The 18328-nt window shown below is 66.8% G+C and carries 17 protein-coding genes; 7 read left to right on the forward strand and 10 right to left on the reverse strand.

Annotated features, from left to right (window positions below):
* Positions 1–153 precede the first annotated feature (153 nt).
* From BR78_RS0102240 to BR78_RS0102255, 4 genes are read right to left on the reverse strand one after another with little or no spacing between them, the layout of a single operon-like run.
* Positions 154–777, reverse strand: a complete 624-nt coding sequence (locus BR78_RS0102240; protein ID WP_029934558.1) for a peptidoglycan-binding protein — start codon at positions 775–777, stop codon at positions 154–156.
* A complete protein-coding gene (gene hxsC, locus BR78_RS0102245; protein ID WP_029934560.1) occupies positions 774–1856 on the reverse strand; it encodes a His-Xaa-Ser system radical SAM maturase HxsC in 1083 nt (360 codons plus the stop codon). The genes BR78_RS0102240 and hxsC overlap by 4 nt, the downstream gene beginning before the upstream one ends.
* The gene (locus tag BR78_RS0102250) at positions 1853–3265 is read right to left on the reverse strand and encodes a radical SAM protein (protein ID WP_029934562.1); all 1413 of its coding nucleotides are present in this window, start codon (positions 3263–3265) and stop codon (positions 1853–1855) included. The genes hxsC and BR78_RS0102250 overlap by 4 nt, the downstream gene beginning before the upstream one ends.
* Complete coding sequence (locus BR78_RS0102255; protein WP_029934565.1) at positions 3262–3510, reverse strand: hypothetical protein; 249 nt, start codon at positions 3508–3510, stop codon at positions 3262–3264. Before BR78_RS0102255 ends, BR78_RS0102250 begins: the two co-directional genes overlap by 4 nt.
* Before the next feature lie 163 nt (positions 3511–3673).
* Between BR78_RS0102255 and BR78_RS0102265 the strand changes: the two genes are divergently transcribed.
* From BR78_RS0102265 to BR78_RS0102280, 4 genes are all read left to right on the forward strand, one after another.
* The gene (locus BR78_RS0102265; protein ID WP_156022183.1) at positions 3674–4303 is read left to right on the forward strand and encodes a hypothetical protein; all 630 of its coding nucleotides are present in this window, start codon (positions 3674–3676) and stop codon (positions 4301–4303) included.
* A 267-nt stretch (positions 4304–4570) separates the two neighbouring features.
* The gene (locus BR78_RS22075; RefSeq protein ID WP_231478078.1) at positions 4571–5137 is read left to right on the forward strand and encodes a thermonuclease family protein; all 567 of its coding nucleotides are present in this window, start codon (positions 4571–4573) and stop codon (positions 5135–5137) included.
* A 222-nt stretch (positions 5138–5359) separates the two neighbouring features.
* A complete protein-coding gene (locus tag BR78_RS20770; RefSeq protein ID WP_231478079.1) occupies positions 5360–7459 on the forward strand; it encodes an ATP-binding protein in 2100 nt (699 codons plus the stop codon).
* 278 nt (positions 7460–7737) lie between these two features.
* Positions 7738–8166: a universal stress protein gene (locus BR78_RS0102280; protein ID WP_029934572.1), complete on the forward strand. Its 429-nt coding sequence runs from the start codon at positions 7738–7740 to the stop codon at positions 8164–8166.
* A 41-nt stretch (positions 8167–8207) separates the two neighbouring features.
* On the opposite strand, the gene BR78_RS0102285 is transcribed toward BR78_RS0102280, so the two are convergent.
* The 4 genes from BR78_RS0102285 to BR78_RS0102300 all read right to left on the reverse strand — a co-directional run bounded on the left by BR78_RS0102285 (position 8208) and on the right by BR78_RS0102300 (position 12095).
* A complete protein-coding gene (locus BR78_RS0102285) occupies positions 8208–9932 on the reverse strand; it encodes a bifunctional aminoglycoside phosphotransferase/ATP-binding protein (RefSeq protein WP_231478080.1) in 1725 nt (574 codons plus the stop codon).
* Positions 9933–10185: 253 nt separating this feature from the next.
* Entirely contained in the window at positions 10186–11466 is a 1281-nt protein-coding gene (locus tag BR78_RS0102290; protein WP_051683155.1) for a glycoside hydrolase family 130 protein, read from the reverse strand.
* A gap of 49 nt (positions 11467–11515) precedes the next feature.
* On the reverse strand, positions 11516–11650 hold the full coding sequence (locus BR78_RS22290) for a hypothetical protein (RefSeq protein ID WP_269320196.1): 135 nt from the start codon (positions 11648–11650) through the stop codon (positions 11516–11518).
* A 199-nt stretch (positions 11651–11849) separates the two neighbouring features.
* A complete protein-coding gene (locus BR78_RS0102300; protein ID WP_029934576.1) occupies positions 11850–12095 on the reverse strand; it encodes a hypothetical protein in 246 nt (81 codons plus the stop codon).
* 246 nt (positions 12096–12341) lie between these two features.
* Here BR78_RS0102300 and BR78_RS20295 point away from each other — a divergent pair, with 246 nt between their 5' ends.
* From BR78_RS20295 to BR78_RS21515, 3 genes are all read left to right on the forward strand, one after another.
* Positions 12342–12872, forward strand: coding sequence for an NUDIX domain-containing protein (locus BR78_RS20295; protein ID WP_231478081.1), 531 nt, complete (start codon positions 12342–12344; stop codon positions 12870–12872).
* 69 nt (positions 12873–12941) lie between these two features.
* Positions 12942–14507: an MBL fold metallo-hydrolase gene (locus BR78_RS20300; RefSeq protein ID WP_197021250.1), complete on the forward strand. Its 1566-nt coding sequence runs from the start codon at positions 12942–12944 to the stop codon at positions 14505–14507.
* A 79-nt stretch (positions 14508–14586) separates the two neighbouring features.
* The gene (locus BR78_RS21515) at positions 14587–14754 is read left to right on the forward strand and encodes a hypothetical protein (protein WP_156022184.1); all 168 of its coding nucleotides are present in this window, start codon (positions 14587–14589) and stop codon (positions 14752–14754) included.
* Here BR78_RS21515 and BR78_RS0102320 read toward each other — a convergent pair.
* Together BR78_RS0102320 and BR78_RS0102325 are read right to left on the reverse strand one after the other, a co-directional pair.
* Positions 14751–15959, reverse strand: coding sequence for an efflux RND transporter periplasmic adaptor subunit (locus BR78_RS0102320; protein WP_029934578.1), 1209 nt, complete (start codon positions 15957–15959; stop codon positions 14751–14753). The genes BR78_RS21515 and BR78_RS0102320 overlap by 4 nt on opposite strands.
* A gap of 2 nt (positions 15960–15961) precedes the next feature.
* Positions 15962–18316: an ABC transporter permease gene (locus tag BR78_RS0102325; RefSeq protein ID WP_029934580.1), complete on the reverse strand. Its 2355-nt coding sequence runs from the start codon at positions 18314–18316 to the stop codon at positions 15962–15964.
* Positions 18317–18328 lie beyond the last annotated feature (12 nt).

Here is an 18328-nt window from a genome sequence, read left to right on the forward strand (position 1 = left end):
GCAGGTAGAGACCGATCGCGTTCCCCCAATTGTTGATCCGCCCCCGTCAATCCTATCGCTTCAAAATGTCCGCTTATCTACCCCACGACTGTAAGCGGCTAGTCCGCAATCGGCCGAATAGCAGTCACCCTTGCGAGAAGGCTGGCGGGCCACTCACTCGCTCGACACGCGTAACGCGTCGAGAACCTCGGACGTGATCGTTCCGGTGACGGGCAAGTCCCGCGCCTTCTGGAACTTACGAATGCTGGCACGCATCCCGGGCCCGACAATCCCGTCGATCGCCCCGTCATAATATCCTTGGGCGAGCAACCCAATCTGCACGCGCTTCACGATTGCCTTGAACCGTTCCGTCCGGCCGCTCAGCGCGGGGAGTGCATCGGACCGCGGCGGAGTGGCCTCCCCGGGCTGTGCGCTACGCAGCGGAACGTAACGCGTAGGCGGTGGTGCCGGCGTCGGTGAAGGGGCAGGCGTCGTATAGGCCGGCGACGAATAGCCTCCATCATAGCCACCGGTGCTCGAGCGGTGGCTGGTATGGCTCATGTGGCTATAGTGACCGCCGCCGCCCGAGCGGTGACTGCTGTGGCTGCGATGACTGCTGTGGCTGCGATGCTGGGCAAGGGTCACCATGTGCCCCTGCTTGAAGATGTCGAACAGGGTCTGGCGATCCGGGTCGCCGTTGCCGCTCGACAGCAGTTGGACCGTGGTCGCCGACAAATCCTCATGGACGCCGAAGCCCGCGGCAAAGAGGCTCGGGATCAGGAAGCGGGCTCGCCTCATAGTGGATGAACTCCCTCGGTTGCGCTGTCGGGATGCCACTCGAAAAAGCCCGTGCAGGCGTCCCGCTCGGTACAGCCGTCGCACGCGGGAACATATTTGCGCTTCCAGTCGGAGATCGAGGCGGCGGCGAGGTAGCGATAGGGCCGCGGCACCGTACAGCGGGGAAAATTGAACAGGCGCGCGGGCACGCCGTGTAGCTTTGCATGATCGAGCGCGGCCGCCACCGGTGCGAAGTCTTGACTGTGCGGGACATAGAGCTTTGCCCAGCGATTGCGCGCGAAACCGACATGTTCAAGTTGCATGATCGACCAGGCATGGATGAAACGCAGCCGGGTCGCGATATAGCGCGCCAATGCCGGTAGGGCAGCGAGGTTGTCGCTGAGCAGCACCGTACGCAATTCCACCCGCGCCCCGCTCAGCAAAAGATGCGCGAGGCTCTCTTCCAGTCGCGCGAAAGCGCCGGCCTTGCCGACGATCGCGTCATGGAGCGCGGCCGCGCGGGCATAGAGCGGGATACCCCAAAGGACCTGGGCGTAGACGGGATCGCGCAGTCGTTCGATATCCTCTTGCGCGAAGTGCTGGCCGTTGGTGAGGACATGGAAAGCGAGATCGGGGCGCTGTGCGAGCACTCGCTCGATCATCCCGAGCAGTTCATCCTTGTAGAGCGTCGGCTCGCCGCCCGAGATGCCGATGACGATGTCCGGTTCGGCGAGCAGGCACGCCTGCTCGAGCAAGGCGAAGCGGTCCACATGGGTCTTCTTTGGGGGCTGCGAGCACATGACGCAGAGTTGGTCGCAACGCTCGGTGACGAGCAGCGTGTTGTGCGGCGACCCCGCGCGCAGCAGCCGCTCGATCCGGCCGCCATCGGGCTGGACAAGCACCACGTCGCCATCGAGATCGGCGGCAGAAAGCCCGTCGATCGCGAGGAGCCCGTGCGCTCCGGCAAAGGTTACGCCCGCGTCATCCTCTCCGCACAACAGGGAATCGTCATTTCCGGAAACGTCGCAGCGCCCTGCCCGCAACCGCGTGACGAACGGCTCCGACGCCTCGGCCACCGCAGGAAGCGTAAGCTCGATCATGCGTGCACCGTGCCAAGAGCATCCGGCGTGCCGTCGAGGCGCAGCCAGCGGCTGAGCGAATAGCGCACCGCGGGATCGTCCTCGTAGATCAGCCCGAACAGGAAATCGAAGAGGTGGAGGTGCCGGCGGCAGAATTCGGTTTCCAGCCGCGGCTTGTCGATCCGCCCATAGCGCGCGAGATCGTCGACGAGGTCGCGGCCGCAAAAGGGCTGGTAGGCGCAGCGCTGACAGGCCGGGTCGTCGAAATTGGCGTTGTGGCGGTTGAGCAGGTCCCGCCGCGCGTTCTGCCAGCCCGAATGCACGTCGCCGATCGCGAGGTCGATCACGCCCGAGCGCGACAGCATCCGGGCCTCGTCGGATGGATAGATCACACCGTCATGGTCGATGACGACATAGTCATGCCCCAGCGGATTGGGATTACGCAGGTCGACATGCCTGTCCGCGCCCGGCTGGAAGATCCGGCGCAGGCAAATGCTGGTGTAGGTCTCCTCGAGCACCCGGCTGCGATCCGCCCAGTTCCGGGCGATGAGCGCGCGCACGAAGCGCTCATGATAGGCGCGCCAGCCGCCGGACTGCTCCCGCGAAGCGCTGTGCCGCTTGCGGGCGAAGCCCTGATAGTTGATTGGGCGCAAGAAGATGCTGTCGAGGCCGCGCGCGGCGTAGCTGTCGATCAGCGCATCGATGTCGGGCGGCGCCAACGGATCGATCGTCGGCAGCGCAGAGATCTTCCCGGGGCCATAGCGTGCGAGCACCAGATCGAGATTGTCGAGGAATTGCCCTGTGCTGGCCGCGGTGCCGGTGCGATGGCGCTGGTGCGTGAACGCGTCGCCATCGAGCGAGGTGCTGATAAAGAGTTCCGGGTCGTCGAATAGCGCCAGGATATCGTCGTCGAGCACCTGTAGATTGGTGCAGACGACGAACTGGCGCTCGGCGAAGCGCCGGCAGCGATCGATCACCGCCCGCAACAGATCCACGCGCAGGGTCGGCTCGCCGCCCTGGAACTCGATCTTAATCCGCTCGCCCGGCAGGCCGTCGAGCAATGCGAGCACCGCATCGAGCGTCGCCTCGCTCCAGTCGAACCCGGGCTGATGGATGCCGGCGCGCGACACCTGACAATAGCTGCAGCTGAGATTGCAGCGCAACGTCGGCACGAGGATCAGGTAATCGAGCGGTCCGGCATGGGCAGCGCGTTCGGCAAGACCATAGAGATAGGCGGCATGTCCAAGTGCGTCCGCCGCGTCGACCAGATGCCCGTGGTCGCCAAGGAAGGTGCGATCCTGTGACGTGAGCTGGTCTCCGGCGAGCCGCGTCATGAATGGCGCGTCGGCGCGAAAGAAGTGGCCGATATCGTGGACGCAGAGGACACCGCCCTCCCCCACTGCGCGCATCCTGAGCGGAACGAACGTCATCGTCTCAGGCTCTCGAACGCTGCCCGCCGCATGGCAGAGGCGCGCGCATGCAATTGCTCGTTCGCCAGGGCCGAAGCCCAGATCGCCTCCAGTCGAGCCGCGTCGAAATGATCGGAACGCAGCGTCACGCGGTCGCCCGCGGTGGCAATGGCGACAAGCGGGTAGAAGCGCGGTATCCAGTCCGCCGCCACAAGCGCGACCTCGCGCGAGGTCGCGTCAATCGTGAAAGTCGCCGACACCCCCAAATGCCCGTCTCCCCGAGAACAATGCTAGTCGTAAGAGACCAGTGCAACAAGGGTTTACGCATCCCGAAAGAACACAAGCTCGCCGGAATGCATGAGACCCGCCGACAGTCGTTATTGTCTGGCGAGCATCACCGCCCTAGTCTTGGTCCCGGGGGACAAGTCGATGGCAGAACCGCAATCCAGAAATGCCGATACGGGATGCATCGTCGTAGTCGGCGTCATCGGACTGGTGGCGATGGTCGCAATGTGCTCCGCCCCCAAAGAGGACAAGACTGCGCAATCCTTCGCGTCTCCTTCGCTCACCAACCAGATCGAGACGATGGCGACGCCGACCCCCGCGCCCGTTGCCCCGCTGAGCGCGGCTAGCATTCAGATGGCCAGCCGGCACCTGGCGGCGGTGGCCCGTACCGAGGGTCTCTCCGGTGCGATGGTCTACAGCCAGAATTGCTATGACGCGCTGACGCGGGCTTTCAGCTGGAGGAAGCTCGACCAATGCGGCGGCTTCGACATGCTGGCGGCGGGCACCATCGAGACGGCGGATACCGAAGGCCTCGACGCCGAGGTCGCCTATTTCGAGCCGGAAGCCGCAGCGGGACGCTATCTGGCCGTGGCGATCAAGGCGGGTGACGAAGCGAGTGACGCGGACGAGCGTCTCGAGGCTCTCAAGCGACGCTCTGCCGCGCTCGCCCGCCGGGCATCCGGAGCGACACCTTCCGCGGAGATCGAGGCCGTGCCGCACCGCGACACGGATACCCCCATCGAAAACGCGGTCCAGGACGAAACGGACGCCTAGCCGACGCCCTGCCGGATACTCCGCCTCTCCGTCGCGAGCGGGAGTCGAGGCCGCGCGCCAGGGCTCGGCGGCGCTGTCATAACCGGACAATGCGGGTTGGCAGCTACGCGCCTCGAGACCTGCATTCGCAGGAAAACGCTCGAGCCCGGCAGCTACCGTTCGATCAGGTCATTCTCCGATGGCTTCGCGTCGATGCATACCTAACGCGCCAGGACCGCCGAAGCGGCGGCAACGCGATATTAACGCCGGTGACCAAAGGTGATCCCCATGTCTTTTCTTGTCCTGGCTTGCACGCTGATGGCCGTGGATGGCGACACGCTACGCTGTGGCAAGGAAATCATTCGCCTGATCGGTATCGATGCGCCGGAATTGCCGGGCCACTGCCAGGAAGGCCGCGATTGCGCGCCCGGCGACCCGCTGGCCTCGAGGCGGGCGCTGGAGGCCCTGTCTCGCGGCACGGCGGTGATTAATCGACAGGGGCGAGACCACTATGACCGAACGCTGGCGCGGGTAAAGGTCGATGGGGTAGATCTATCCTGTGCCCAGCTTGCCGGCGGGCACGCAATCTATCGTTCTGATTGGGACCAGTTCGGTTTGGTCGGCAAGGATTGCAATGTCGCGAAGCCACGCGAAGCCGTCCGGGCTTCAACCGGTACAACGCGCGCCCAGAACGTCGGCTCAGCGCCGAACGCTGCGGTCACGGGCTGGAGCTATCGCAATTGCGCCGAGGCTCGTCGTGCGGGCGCTGCCCCCCTTCACCGTGGGACGCCGGGCTACGGCGCTCATATGGATGGTGACGGCGATGGCATCGCCTGCGAGCCGTTCAGGAGATAACATCGATAGAGCGGACGGACTGAAATCCGCGACGATCGGCCTCGCCAGGCAACCGTGCGCCCCATGTCGGCCGCCGAGGAGGTTTTCAACTAATCGTCCGGGCAGGGTGCAGACGGGTCAAAGACAAGCGAGATCCGCCGACGTGTCTTACGGCAACACAGGCACACACAAACGTGCGTCGTTCTCGTTTGCGCCCCCGGCCACTTTAAACGCTGGGGCTACTTGCGTATCGCTTCGACAAAAGCACGGGATATCAGTAGTCTCGGGCCAGAGGAGACGGCAATCAAAGCAACGCTGAATCGCTGGACTTTGGGGGCTACGGCAATAGCCTTCCTGATATCTGCGCTGGCGCTCATCGGCTACGCCACCGGTGTTTCTGCGTTTTATTCGATCCAGAGCAGTGCGCCCGCGATGTCGCCGCTGACCGCGTTCGGCCTGCTTTCGCTTTCTGTAGCCCAGTTCGCCCGCACCGCAGACTCGCGTAAGGCTGCGTTGATCCTGGGCACTGCGGTGATGGTCCTGGGTGCGGCAGCGTTCATCGACCAACTCCTCCGCAACAACGACCTGCTGAGCCCGTGGATCGCGCATCACTTGTTCGGCGCAGCCCCGACGCCGGGACGCGGATCACTCGGTACCGCAATTTCGCTGATCCTCCTCGGGATTACCTACCTGCCCTGGTTTGCTGCGCGCCCGCGCCATAGCGACGTCGCCGCGGCCGGCGCGTTTCTGCTGTCCATCCTCGCCCTTCTCGGCCAAGCCTATGGCGCGGAGGATATCGGAGAGCTCCGCATCTTCCGGACGATGGCGCCCAATACCGCGGTGTCGGTGCTGGCCCTGGCAATTGCAGCGATCCTTTCGCAAAGGGAAGGCGGGTGGGTCGGCGCGATCATGCTGGAAGGCCCCGCGGGCCGGACAACCCGACGCCAACTCCTTTTCGGCCTGCTTCCACCTCTCGTGGGATATTGTCTGGTCGAGGCCGCGACGTCGGGTCTCCTGCAACTCGGTGCCGCGATGGCGCTGCTTGTGGTGATGACCATAACTCCACTTCTTTGGCTTGCTCTGCGTAGCGGGCAAACACTCGCCGATCTCGAAGAAGAGCGCGCGAAACGCCAGAACGCGGAGGCGCGGCATCTCGGCATGCTCGAGCAGCGGGTCGACGTGGCCATGGCGGAGCGCGAACTGGCGCAAGAGGCGCTGCGTCAAAGCCAGAAGATGGAAGCCATGGGTCAGTTGACGGGCGGTGTCGCCCATGACTTCAACAACCTGCTCACGCCCGTCATCGGGAGTCTCGACCTGATCGCAAGGCGCACCGACCTCACCGGGCGCGAGAGACGGCTGATCGAGGGTGCGCTGCAGTCGGCCGACCGTGCCCGGACGCTGATACAGCGCTTGCTCGCGTTCGCGCGACGACAACCATTGAAGCCCGGTCCGGTCGACATTGCGGCCGTCGTACGTGGCATGCACGCCCTTCTGGCCAGCTCAGTAGGAGCACAGGTGCGCCTGGAGGTGAACCTGCCAGATGGGCTTCCGCCCGCGCGCGCCGAGGCAAATCAGGTCGAGATGGCAATCCTTAACCTTTGCGTGAACGCGCGCGACGCAATGTCCGACGGAGGCAGCCTGACTATTGCCGTTGCGGAACGGACGGAGGAGGAGAACCGACAGGCGGCCCTGCCCCCCGGACACTATGTCGTGATTTCGGTGACCGATACCGGGATGGGAATGGATGCAGAAACGCAGCGCCGGGCCGTCGAGCCTTTCTTTTCAACCAAGGGAATCGGCAAAGGCACAGGCCTTGGCCTATCCATGGTTCACGGCCTCGCCGCCCAATTGCACGGGGGGCTGGACATTCAAAGTCAGCCTGGCCTCGGCACCCGCGTCGACCTCTGGCTTCCGGTGGCCAACGAGCCCCTTGCGGCAAGCCCGGAACCTGTCCAGACCGCGCCCGCTGCGGTGCGCGTGGGCCGAGCGCTGCTCGTCGACGATGAGCCCGCCCTGAGGCTGGCTATCGCTGATATGCTGCAGGAACTGGGGTACTCGGTCACCGAAGCAAGTTCCGCCGTGGAGGCCCGCAGCTTGATTGAGGGCGGAACGGAGATGGACGTGATGATCACCGACCATGTGATGCCGGGAATGAGCGGCGCCCAGCTCGCGCGTCTGGTGAAACAGAGCCGGCCCGGCCTGCCGATCCTGCTTGTCTCCGGATATGCCGATGTCGATGACGTCGCACCCGACCTTCCGCGTCTGAACAAGCCCTTCAAACAGACTGAGCTTGCCCAGGCACTGGCGCAGATTATGCGCGATGACGAAGCATCCTCTGGTTGAGTCCAACCGCGCTCACGCGGCGCGGCGCACACGCAGGCCTTGAACGGAGAGACATCCGCACACGGGCAATAGCGTTTGCATGCTTGAACGTATCGCAGCGACAGGCGCTTATCCGGGAATCTCCGCACCGAAGCCGCGGCGAGGGGCGCGTGGATCGCGGTTCCGGAGCAGCTGGGGAGTCGGGCAGGCTGCGGCCACGGCGCATGGGAGATTACCGGATCGTGACGACTACGCGGCGGGCGTAGCCCTTGTGCTCCTTCCACCAAGGAGTGCTGTCGATGCCCCCGAAGCATATTCTGGTCGCGACCGACGGGTCGGGCCCCGCCGCCCGTGCGGTCGCCCTCGCCGCGACGCTCGCCAAAGCCATCGGTGCCGAGCTTCGGCTGCTGACCGTCGGATCTGGTCTCGGGCCTGCGGAGGCTCGACGACTCGCGCATGCCGAAGGCGATCTCGGAGCAGCGCTCGACGCAGACGCCGCCGCGCTCCTCGACGACGCCGAAGCCGTCGCCCGCAAGAACGGCGCTACCCGCGTCCAGCGCATCGCCGCATGGGGGGATCCTGCCGAGACCATCCTCGATTCCGCGCGTGATGCGGAAATGCTGATCCTCGGGCGACGCGGACGCGGGCGTCTCACGGGACTGTTGCTCGGAAGCGTCTCCCAGAAGCTGGTGTCGCTTGCGCCCGTCCCGGTCATCGTCGTGCCTTGAGATTGGAAATCAGCGGCAGTCGGCGCAAGCTTGACGAGAAGTCAGCCCCGACAGCCTGCATCGGGCTTGAGCAGGCGCTCGGCAGAAGCGCGTACCTGCTCGGGGGGCCCGCTCGCCCGCAGCCTGTGCCAGCGCTCGAGCGGGCCGCAGGAGCGACGGGTCTGCAATCGGACGATAGCCGTGTCCGCATCCGAGGCATCACGCTCGCGCGCCGCGACGCGGGCGCAGCGGACCGCTTCTCCCGCCTCCAGCCAGAGGCCGGTGAACGTGACACGGCGGCCGGCGGCCGCCTCCTCGATGCCCCGCCGCTCCTCCAGCATAAGGAAGGCGGCATCGGCAATCACCGACGCGCCGCCGCGAAGCGCAGTCTCGCAGGTAGCCGCGAGGTCCGCATAGACCTCGCGGGACGACTGCGGGGTGTAATGGTTCCGCGGAAGCCGCGCCTCCGGCGGAACGCCCGCGCGCCGTTTGCGGAGCACATCGGTGCGCAGAATACGCGCGCCCGGCGGCGCGCCGATCGCGGGCGCCAGCGCCAGCGCGAGCGTCGACTTTCCCGTTCCCGACCGGCCGCCGATCGCGACCAGCCGCGGTGCGACCGGCGTGAGCAATTCACCGGCGAGACGCAGATAGTCATGGGCAAGCGCCGTATCGTCGCGTGTGCCGGTCCGCGATGCGCGTTCGGCGCAGACATGGGCACGCACTGCCGCGCGCACCGAGAGGAACAGCGGCATCAAAGGCGCGCCCGCCTCATCCTCGGCAGAGAGATCGAGATAGCGATTGAACACCTGGTTGGCGGCATCATGGTGATCCCGATGCCACAGGTCCATGATCAGGAACGCCAGATCGTAGAGCACATCGATACAGGCCAGCTCGGGATCGAATTCGATGCAATCGAACGGCACTGGCGCACCCTCGATCATCGCGATATTGGCGAGATGCAGATCGCCGTGACAATGTCGGACACGGCCATGTCTTCCGCGTCGGTCAAGCAGAGGTGCCAGCAGATCGAGCCGGTCGCGCTGCATGGCGAGGACCTCGGCAGCGGCATGTAGATCGAGATGCGCCGCATAGGCGGCGAACCGGTCCGCATTGCCGACGATGACATGCCGCAGCCTCGCCGAAGCCGGTTCCCCGTCGACGATCTCGGCGGCCGCATGAAATGCGTGAATCCGGTCCACCAGCGCGGCAAGCAGCCCCGGCGCAAGCGGTCCCAGCTCCACTTGCTCGGCGAGCAGCGCGCCGTCCGGGAAGCGTCGCATCTCCAGCACCCAGTCGACAATTTCGCCCTCCCCCCCAATGCTGAGCATCCCGTCCGAGGTCCGGGTGATCGGGTGCAATGCCAGATAGAGGTCGGGCGCCGTGCGCCGGTTTAGACGCAACTCGGATTCGAGGGCTACCCGACGCTGCTCCACCGTCGTGAAATCGAGATAGCCAAGCGCGACCGGGCGCTTAACCTTCCAAGCCCGCCTGCCGGTCAGGAATATCGATGCCGCATGGGTATCGATACGGCAAACCGGGCCCTCGGGCCCGAACGCGCGGCCGCTTGCCAGGAATCCGGCGACGTCGACCGCATCGCGGGCTTCGCCGACCGGCAGCGCGGCCTGCCCGGCGCAGTTGGCGTCATCGGGTACGCACGTCACGTCTTCCATGGCCATCGTTACCGCCTTTCCGGGTGACCGCACGAGCCCGGCCCGGACGCGCACCCGCCCCGGGGAGTCCACCCGAACAGCAAAAAGGTCGCGCTGCTGACCGGATGAGGCACTCACCGGAGCCCCCCGGACGCTCGTCACGCGGCCCTGACCCGTGCGATCTATTTGAGGCTAGTTCGGAGGAGCGGCACCCCCCATTGGGAATGTTACCTAGCGGATGAGAGCACGACTGTTATCGCCAACGCCGTCGGGACAATCGCTCGCTTGACCTCTGAACTTCCTAAGTCGCACAGCCTTCGTCAGAGCGTCGTTTCCAGCGGGCAAGGAGCCGTCTCGTCCCGGTCACCGGCTCGCGCCTGCATCGCATGGCTCAGCGCATGGTGGCGAGCAGCTCGTCGATCGAGAAGCTTGCGAAGCCGGTGAAGCTGTCGGCTATACCGTGTGGAAGAAGCAGGGTGCGTCCGAGCGCTAGCGCTCCGCAGCTATAGACAACATTCGGCACATAGCCGTCGCGCGTCTCGGGCGAGGGCCGGACGATCGGCTCGATCGAACGCGCAATCACATTTGCCGGGTTCTTCTTGTCGAGCAGACAGGCGCCCAGGCAATAGCTGCGGATCGGGCCGACGCCGTGCAAGATGAACAGCCAGCCCTCGTCGATCTCGATCGGTGGGCTGCAGATGCCCAGCTGGATGAACTCCCAGGGCCAGCGCGGCGAGGCTATCACGTCGCCGTTCTCCCACTGGTACAGCTCGTTGGATCTTAGCAGCCAGATATTCTCATGGTCGTGTCGCCCGAGCATGGCGTAGCGGCCATCGATTCGCCGCGGAAACAGCGCCATGCCCTTGGTCGCGCTGAGCTTGCCCGTAAGCGCGTTGAGGTCGAAGCTCACGAAATCGCGGGTTCGCAACAGTTCCTGGCGGACCGCCTCGCCGCTGAACGCAGTGTAGGTGCCTAGATAGGTCACGTGACCGTCGTCCTCGACGAAACGAACCAGCCGCAGATCCTCGATGCCGTGACGCTGACGATAGGTCACCGGAAACAGCACGAGTTCCGACAGATCGTCGTGTCCGCCATAGAATAGCCGCACGCCGGGATCGTCGGGCGCACCGCCGGGGATGGTCTCGATCTGCGGCGAGGTCGCCCAGCGGCTCGGCAGATCGAGCGTGAGCTGGCCGTCCGCCCCGAAGACCCCGGTGCGGAAGATGATCGACGAGATATGCCCCTCGCCGACACCGCGGAGCGACAGGACGATCCTGACGGACTCCGCGGGCACGCCTTCCTGATCCGGGTGCAGGACGATGCCGGGATTGAACAGCGCTGCGGCTTCGAAGGAATATTCCTCGGTGAAATAGGCACCCGCGAGCAGCATCTGGTCGCCGCTGACCGACCGGCCACGCGCGTGCGGCTCGACAATGTCGTAGAAGCGCCGCTGCAGCACGCATTTTACGTTGCGGTGCCGGTCGGCAAGACTCGTCAGCACCCGGGCCAGCTCCTGCTCGAGATCCTGCTCGGTCAGGCCGAGCACGCGCTCCAGGATGCGCTCGACCCGCGCGCGCCCGTCATGAGGCATGCCGCCATTTTCCGCCGGAACGAAGGGGCGCAGGACAACACGCGACGGCTGCGGCCGCAGCAGGATGTCGCCGGGCTTCACCCTTTCGTTCCTGCCTGCATGGTCGGTTCGCGCCGCACCGGCGAGATCCTCAGCCGAGGCTTCGGGCGAACGCGAGCGCGACGAACATCAGGACGGCGGCGACCAGCATCCAGACGCCGTTTATGGCACGCCGGTCACGCACTTGATCCGGGCGAGAGGAATCGGTGTCGGGAGGAAGAGCCATGTGAGCCTCCTTTGTGCATGTGGTCGTAGCAGGATCGCTGCTGCCTCCCCTGCGCGGAATACGGTTCTTTCCGGATCGGTGATGCGCGTCCGCAGGTGCCCGTGGGCAGCGCACCTGCCCCATCCCTCGGTCAGCCTGCGCAGCAGCGGGAATGCCGCCTCGTTCGGCCAGTCCGCGACGCCAGCTGGATTTTGCTGCTTCAGGGATCAGGAGCACGAGCGTCGCCGTGCCGAGCGCGACCAGCCTGTGGCGCCAGTCGAGTGCCTCGAATCCGGGCAAATCCGCCCGCCGGCGAGACCTCGGCGAGCGCGAGCATTGCCGCTGCGATCAGCACGACTGCGGCAAAGGCGCGATTCGGCCTGAGCAGCGCAGTCGCGAGCGAGGCCGAGAAGGACCGGTTCGCCAGCACCAGATCCAGGATCGTCCCCACAAGCGAGACCAACATCGTGGCTCTCAGCACTCCCTCGTCCGCATCCCCCTAAGGACAGCACCGCGGCCAAGACCCCGAGCGCGGTCGGCCCCGGCATGACCGCCCCCCCGATCAGGCGCGCCGAGAGCAGCCGGCTGTCGATCGCCCCTGCCGACCCGGCGCCTCCACCGCCGCCCCGAAGCTCCGGGCAGGGATCCCGAGGGACCAGATTGGCGCCGCGGCACTATCGGAGCACTGCGTAAAGGCCCGCATTAGGGCGGCTTGCAGCGCGGGGGCGAAATCGAGGATGATCGGCCCACGGCGCGAAAGGGTCGAACGATGGTGGAGCAAAGCGCCGGCGTGCTGCTGTACCGGCAAGGGGAGCAGGGTCTCGACGTGCTGCTCGTGCACCCTGGCGGACCTTTCTGGCGCAACAAGGGCCAAGGCGCTTGGCAGATCCCCAAGGGTTTGATCGAGCCGGACGAGACACCCGAGGTGGCAGCGCGTCGCGAAGCGGAGGAAGAACTCGGCGTGCCGCTCGCGGGCAGCCTCCTCTCGCTCGGCACCATTCGGCAAGCCGGAGGCAAGCAGGTCCATGCATGTGCGCTTGCCGGCGATCTCGATCCTGCAACGGTTCGCAGCAATCTGTTCGAGCTCGAATGGCCGCCCCGCAGCCGCCGGATGCACCTTTTCCCCGAGATCGACGCCGCGCGCTGGCTTTCCTGCACGAGGCGGAAGCGGCGATCCTTCCAAGCCAGCGGCCGCTGCTCAAGCGCCTCCGCGATCTTGTGCCCTGAGCCGATGGCGGCATAGGGCTAGTACGGATTCAGGTGCGCGCGCCGCTCGGCAAGGCTTTCCGGGACAAACAATTGCTCGAGGATGATGCCCGTGCCGCTGGATCTGATCTTTCATGGTGCCGCAGGCACGGTCACCGGATCCTGCATGGAGCTCCGGACGTCCGGGCGCCGCCTGCTCATCGACTGCGGCCTGTTCCAGGGCTCGCGCTCGCTCGAGGCGCTCAACCATGAGGAGCTCCCCTTCGACGCAGGGGCGCTCGACGCGGTGATCCTGATCCACACGCATCTCGACCATTCCGGACGGCTGCCCTTGCTGACGCGCGAAGGCTATGCCGGCCCGATCTGGTGCACGCCGCCGACCCGCCAGTTGCTCAAGCCGCTCCTCGACGATGCCGCCCAGATCCAGGCACAGGACGCCGCGCGCCGCAATGACCGCCCCGACCGGGCGGGCTTTCCGCGCTTCGAGCCGCTTTATGACCGCGAGGACGTCCGGCACGTGGTCGAACGGACGCGAGGCCTGGGATATCGCAAATGGGCAGAGATCGTGCCGGGTGTAGAAATCCGCTTTCACGACCCCCGGCATATTCTCGGCTCCGCCTCTCTCGAGCTTTGCGCCGAGGGCAAGCGCCTCTTCTTTTCGGGTGATATCGGCCAGGCCGCCGGCGATCCCGGCATGCTAGCTGATGCCGCAGGCCCGTTCGACCATATCGTATGCGAGGCGACCTATGGCGACCGTGACCGCGTCGTGCCCACGCCCGAGGCACGCCGCGAGGAGCTCGCCGGAATCGTCGAGCGGGCGTTGCGCCGCGGCGGCAACCTCCTTATCCCCGCCTTCGCGCTGGAGCGTACCCAGATCCTGCTCGAGGACCTGGTTGCGCTGTTCAACACCGGGCGCCTCGAGCCGGTGCCCGTGGTGATCGATTCGCCCCTCGCCGACCGGATCACCCGCGCCTATCGCCGCTGCGCGAGTCCCGGCGCACCGCGGCTGTTCGATCACCCGAACGTACGCTTCACCACGGGTATGGCCCAGTCCCAGGCGCTGTACCGCATCCCCGGAGCGGTGATTCTCGCCGGTTCGGGCATGTGCACCGGCGGGCGTATCCGCCATCACCTCGTCCGCAACCTGCCACGGGCGGAATCCACCGTCCTGTTCGTCGGCTATCAGGCGCGGGGAACACTCGGTACCGTGCTCAAGTCGGGCGCACAGACGGTGCGGATCTCGGGCAGCGACATCCGCGTCTGCGCCGAGATCGCTACGATCGACGCCTATTCGGCGCATGCCGACCATGCCGCGCTGCTCCGCTTCCTGGGTGCCCGAGGGGCTGTACGGGGACGGTGTTCCTCGATCACGGCGAGGAGCCTGCGCTTGAGTGCCTCGCCGCCGACGCCGCCCTGCTCCCCGGCCTGCCGCATCCCATTGTCCCCCGGCTCGGCGAGCACTTCCGCCTCGAGCCCGGAAGGCCGGCACAGCGCGCGGGCAAACCGCGCGCGGATGCCGAGACGCTGCTGGCTTCCGATGACTGGCGCAATCGCTACGCCGCCTTCGCGAGCTCGCTCGAGGAACGGCTGCGTGCCTTGCCGAGCGATGCCGCGCGCCGCCACGCGCTCGCCGCAGCAGAACAGGCGATCGCGCAGGGCTGAACGTGCGTAACCTTCCGTAGTGCATACGCATGGCTTCCGGACGAAGCTCCGCCCATGGAGGCGCCTGACGCCTCGCCAGGGAGGGAAACATGCCTCGCCGCAACCCGGTCCCGTCGACTGAGCGCGGTCGGAAGCGCCATGTGGAAGCCGTGGCCACCTGGGCGCTGGTCGTCCTTCTCGGTTGGGTACTGGTTCGCCTTGTCCTCGCGCTCGCGCGGGATTTCTGGGTGTTCGTGATCGCGCTGTCGCAGCCCTAGCGCCGCGCACGGACCCGCACCCCCTCGACCACGTCCTTGCCCGGATGGAGGATGACCTTGTCGCCCTTGCCAAGCCCGCCGAGCAGCTCGGCCCAGTCGTCGTTCATGTGCCCGATCCTGACCGGCACGATCTCCGCCCTGCCGTCGCCCTTCTCGCGGAACACGCTCCAGCCGGCGGTACCACGGAACAGCGCGCCGATCGGCAGCCGCATGGCATCCGGCGTGCTCCAGGTGGCGATCCTGACCGTCGCGCGAAATCCATGGCCGAGGCGGGCCCAGGCTGCTCGCGGCTCCGCCAGGTCGATGACGACATTGACGCGCTGCTCCTCCACCCCGAGCGCGGAGATCTTGAGGAAGCCATAGGGTTCGACCAGCCGGACCTTTCCTGCAAGCGGACGGGGACCGCCCCAGTCCTTGATCGACACCGCTGCCCCCTCGCGCACCTGGACCGCGTCCTCGGAGAGCAGATCAGTCACCAGCTCAATCTTCGCCGGATCGCCGATGGTGACGAGCGGCGTGCCCGCGGCGACCACCCGCATGCTTTCCTGCGGCACGGTGAGCACCGCGCCCGATACCGGAGCGCGGACATCGACTATGCCGCGGCCGAGCGCTTGGCTGGCGGGAAGGATCAAAGCGGCACGTGCCGCTTCGAGCTGCTGGCGCGCGGCAGCTGCGGCGCTCCTCGCAGCGGCGTGGGCGGCGCGGGCACGGTCGCGCGCGGCACGCGCTTCGTCGAGCGCGGCGTGCGCGACGAAGCCGCGATCGCGCAGCGTCGCGACTCGCGCGAGTTGACGCTCGGCAAGGGTTCCCGCAGCCGCGGCCGCCTCGACCTGCGCGCCTGCTGCAGCCGCCTGTGCGGTGGCGGCGCGAACCGTCGCCTCGGCTTGCGCGAGGTTCCGTGCGTCGAGCGGCCCGGGCGCAATCGGCCTGAGACGCGCCAGCACCGTCTCGCCCGCGATCGCCGGAGCGCCGGGTTTCAAGGGGACGCGCAGCAGCTCGCCGGTGACTGGTGCCGACAGCGTGTAGAGATCGTGGACGCGGGTCTCGGCGAGATCGTCGATCGTCACCGTCATGGGCCCGCGCGTCACTTGGGCGAGCTCGACCTCGACCGCCGGCGCGCGCATTCGCACGACGAGCGCGCCGGCGAGCACCGCCAGTACGAGCGCGGCGATCAGCCTTGGGCCGGTGATGATCCTGCGTGTCATGGTCACTCCCGCGTCTTGAGCGCGCGTACAAGGTCGAGCCGGTCGACCCTGCGGCGGATGAGCAATGCGGTCACCGCTGCGGCCGCCGCGATGACGAGCACCCCCTGCGCCGGCACGCGCGGATCCACATAGAAAGGAATAGTCAGCCGCTCGGTGTTGAACTGGCCAATCAGATAGTGCCAGAGCTCGTACCCGGCCCAGATGCCGAGCGGGAGCGACAGGAGCAGCAGCACGGCCTGCTCGCCCAGCAGCACGAAGGCCACCTCGGCGCGACGGAAACCGAGCACCCGGAGCGAGGCAAGATCGCGCGCGCGCTCCGAAAGGCTGATCCGGGCGCTGTTGTAGACGACGCCGATGACCACCAGCACCGCAAGCGCGGTGTAGAACCAGGTCTGGATCGCGAAATTGCCCTGGATGATCTCCTGCATCGCAACCAGCGTCGCCTTGCGCACCGTGACACCGGCCACCATCGGGCTCGCCTCGAGCCGCTCGTAGATGCGCGGCAGCGCGGCCGGGTCCACGGTCAGAAAAGCTCCCGAGAGCGTATCGCCCTCATAGAGGAGGCGGTTGAGCGTGTGCCGCTCGAGCGCGGCGGCGCTCCCGAACGGGCTGTCGATCACGGCCGCCACCGGCAGCGTCAGGACCGGCCGTCGTCCCTCGGTCACCTCGGCTTCGACCCGGTCGCCGATGCCGACGCCGAGATCGCGCGCCATGCGTCCGGTCAGGATCACGCCGCGCGGCGGCGGATCGACCGTGACGCCTGTAAGATCGACCGAGCGCTGCAGCGTTGCGCCGGCGGCGTTGCCCGACAGGCCCTCGCGCACCTCGCGACTGCCTGCCCTCAGCCGTGCGCCGACGCCGCGGAAGGGCTGGGCCGCGAGCACGCCGGGGATCCGCCGCAGCTCATGCAGCGCACGCGCGTCCCGCGGCTCGGCGAAGGCCACCACCAGGTCGGACCGGTCCGCGACGTCGAAGCCGAGATGGATCATCCGGTCGACGCTGCCCATCGGGCTTTGCGAGGCCACATAGAGCATCAGCGCAGCCGCCAGGCCGACGATGGTGAGCGCCGAGCGCAGCGGGCGGCGAAGCAGCCCCCGCATGATGATCCTGCTCGGCTCGTCGCGCCCAAGCGCACCCGATAGAAGCGCGACCAACCGGCCCGAGTAATCGGCGGGCGCCTCGGGGCGCATCGCCGCAGCCGGCGTCAGGCGGGCCGAATGCCACACGGCCGTGGCAGCGCCGAGCACCACGGGCACGAGCGTCCCGGCCGCGGCGATGAGATAGACGCCCGGATTGGTGCGGAAGGTCAGGAACGGGAAGATGAAGAAGCGCTGATAAAGGCCGGCCATGCCATGGCCCAGCCATATGCCAAGCGCGATTCCGAGCGCCAGCCCAAGCAGCGACAGCAGGGTCGCGAGCTGGACGTAATGGAACAGGATGGCGCGCGCCGGGAAGCCAAAGGCCTTGAGCAGCCCGATCACCTCGCGTTCGGTATCGACGAGCCTCGCCAGCACGATGTTGAGCAGGAACGCCGCGACCAGCAGGAATACCGGCGGCATCAGCCGCGCCATCGTGGAGAGCTGCGCGATTTCGTCGGAGACGAACCGGTCCGAGACCTGGAGCGCGCGCGGATAGGCGCCGACGCCGCCATAGGGCTGCAACACCAGGTCGATCCGCCGTTCGACCTCGACAGTATTGGCGCCCGGGGCAGTACGCACCAGCACGTCGTTGAACGCATTGGTCATGTCGAGCGCGGCGGCGAGCGGTGCGCGGCCCATCCACAACACCGCCGAGCGGCGATTGTCCGGGAAGATCGAGCCCGGCCCGATCGCATAGACATATTCGGGCGAGAGCACGGTGCCGACGATCCGCAGATTCACCTGCTTGCCATAGAGCACCGCCCCGATGCGGGCGCCGGGCGCCAGACCCGCTGCCTCGACGAACGCCTCATTGGCCACCACCTCGTCTGCGTGGCGAGGATCGGGAAGCCGGCCTTGCCGCAGCACGAGCCGGTTGAGCGCGTCGCCGTTCGCTCCTGGCAGCGAATGCACCCGCGCCGACACCGGCTCCGCCACCGTTTCCACCTGCAGCGTCGCGCGTGCGGTGATCCGGCTGTCCGCCGAGCCGACGCCGGGAATCCGCCGCACCGCCGCCATTACCGGCTCGGGCGCACGCACGAGCGGCGCGAAGATGTCGGCGAAGCGGTAGCGGTCATAATAGGCCGCGCGGGTGGCACTCAGCGAGTCGATCAGGCCGACCGCCATCACCATGGTCGCGACGCCTGCGGCGATCACCAGCGCGATCGCGACCGCCTGGCCACGCAAGCGCCAGAGGTCGCGCAGCAGCTTGACCGTCATGGTCGACCGCGA

It is taken from the genome of Sphingomonas sp. UNC305MFCol5.2, assembly GCF_000712135.1.
Classification (GTDB): domain Bacteria; phylum Pseudomonadota; class Alphaproteobacteria; order Sphingomonadales; family Sphingomonadaceae; genus Sphingomonas.

What these genes read in the sequence shown, in the direction of transcription:
- BR78_RS0102240 (WP_029934558.1), bottom strand. Translation starts at nt 777, where the DNA reads ATGAGGCGAGCCCGCTTCCTGATCCCGAGCCTCTTTGCCGCGGGCTTC.
- hxsC (WP_029934560.1), bottom strand. Translation starts at nt 1,856, where the DNA reads ATGATCGAGCTTACGCTTCCTGCGGTGGCCGAGGCGTCGGAGCCGTTC.
- BR78_RS0102250 (WP_029934562.1), bottom strand. Translation starts at nt 3,265, where the DNA reads ATGACGTTCGTTCCGCTCAGGATGCGCGCAGTGGGGGAGGGCGGTGTC.
- BR78_RS0102265 (WP_156022183.1), top strand. Translation starts at nt 3,674, where the DNA reads ATGGCAGAACCGCAATCCAGAAATGCCGATACGGGATGCATCGTCGTA.
- BR78_RS22075 (WP_231478078.1), top strand. Translation starts at nt 4,571, where the DNA reads ATGTCTTTTCTTGTCCTGGCTTGCACGCTGATGGCCGTGGATGGCGAC.
- BR78_RS0102280 (WP_029934572.1), top strand. Translation starts at nt 7,738, where the DNA reads ATGCCCCCGAAGCATATTCTGGTCGCGACCGACGGGTCGGGCCCCGCC.
- BR78_RS22290 (WP_269320196.1), bottom strand. Translation starts at nt 11,650, where the DNA reads ATGGCTCTTCCTCCCGACACCGATTCCTCTCGCCCGGATCAAGTGCGT.
- BR78_RS0102300 (WP_029934576.1), bottom strand. Translation starts at nt 12,095, where the DNA reads ATGTTGGTCTCGCTTGTGGGGACGATCCTGGATCTGGTGCTGGCGAAC.
- BR78_RS20300 (WP_197021250.1), top strand. Translation starts at nt 12,942, where the DNA reads ATGCCCGTGCCGCTGGATCTGATCTTTCATGGTGCCGCAGGCACGGTC.
- BR78_RS21515 (WP_156022184.1), top strand. Translation starts at nt 14,587, where the DNA reads ATGCCTCGCCGCAACCCGGTCCCGTCGACTGAGCGCGGTCGGAAGCGC.
- BR78_RS0102320 (WP_029934578.1), bottom strand. Translation starts at nt 15,959, where the DNA reads ATGACACGCAGGATCATCACCGGCCCAAGGCTGATCGCCGCGCTCGTA.
- BR78_RS0102325 (WP_029934580.1), bottom strand. Translation starts at nt 18,316, where the DNA reads ATGACGGTCAAGCTGCTGCGCGACCTCTGGCGCTTGCGTGGCCAGGCG.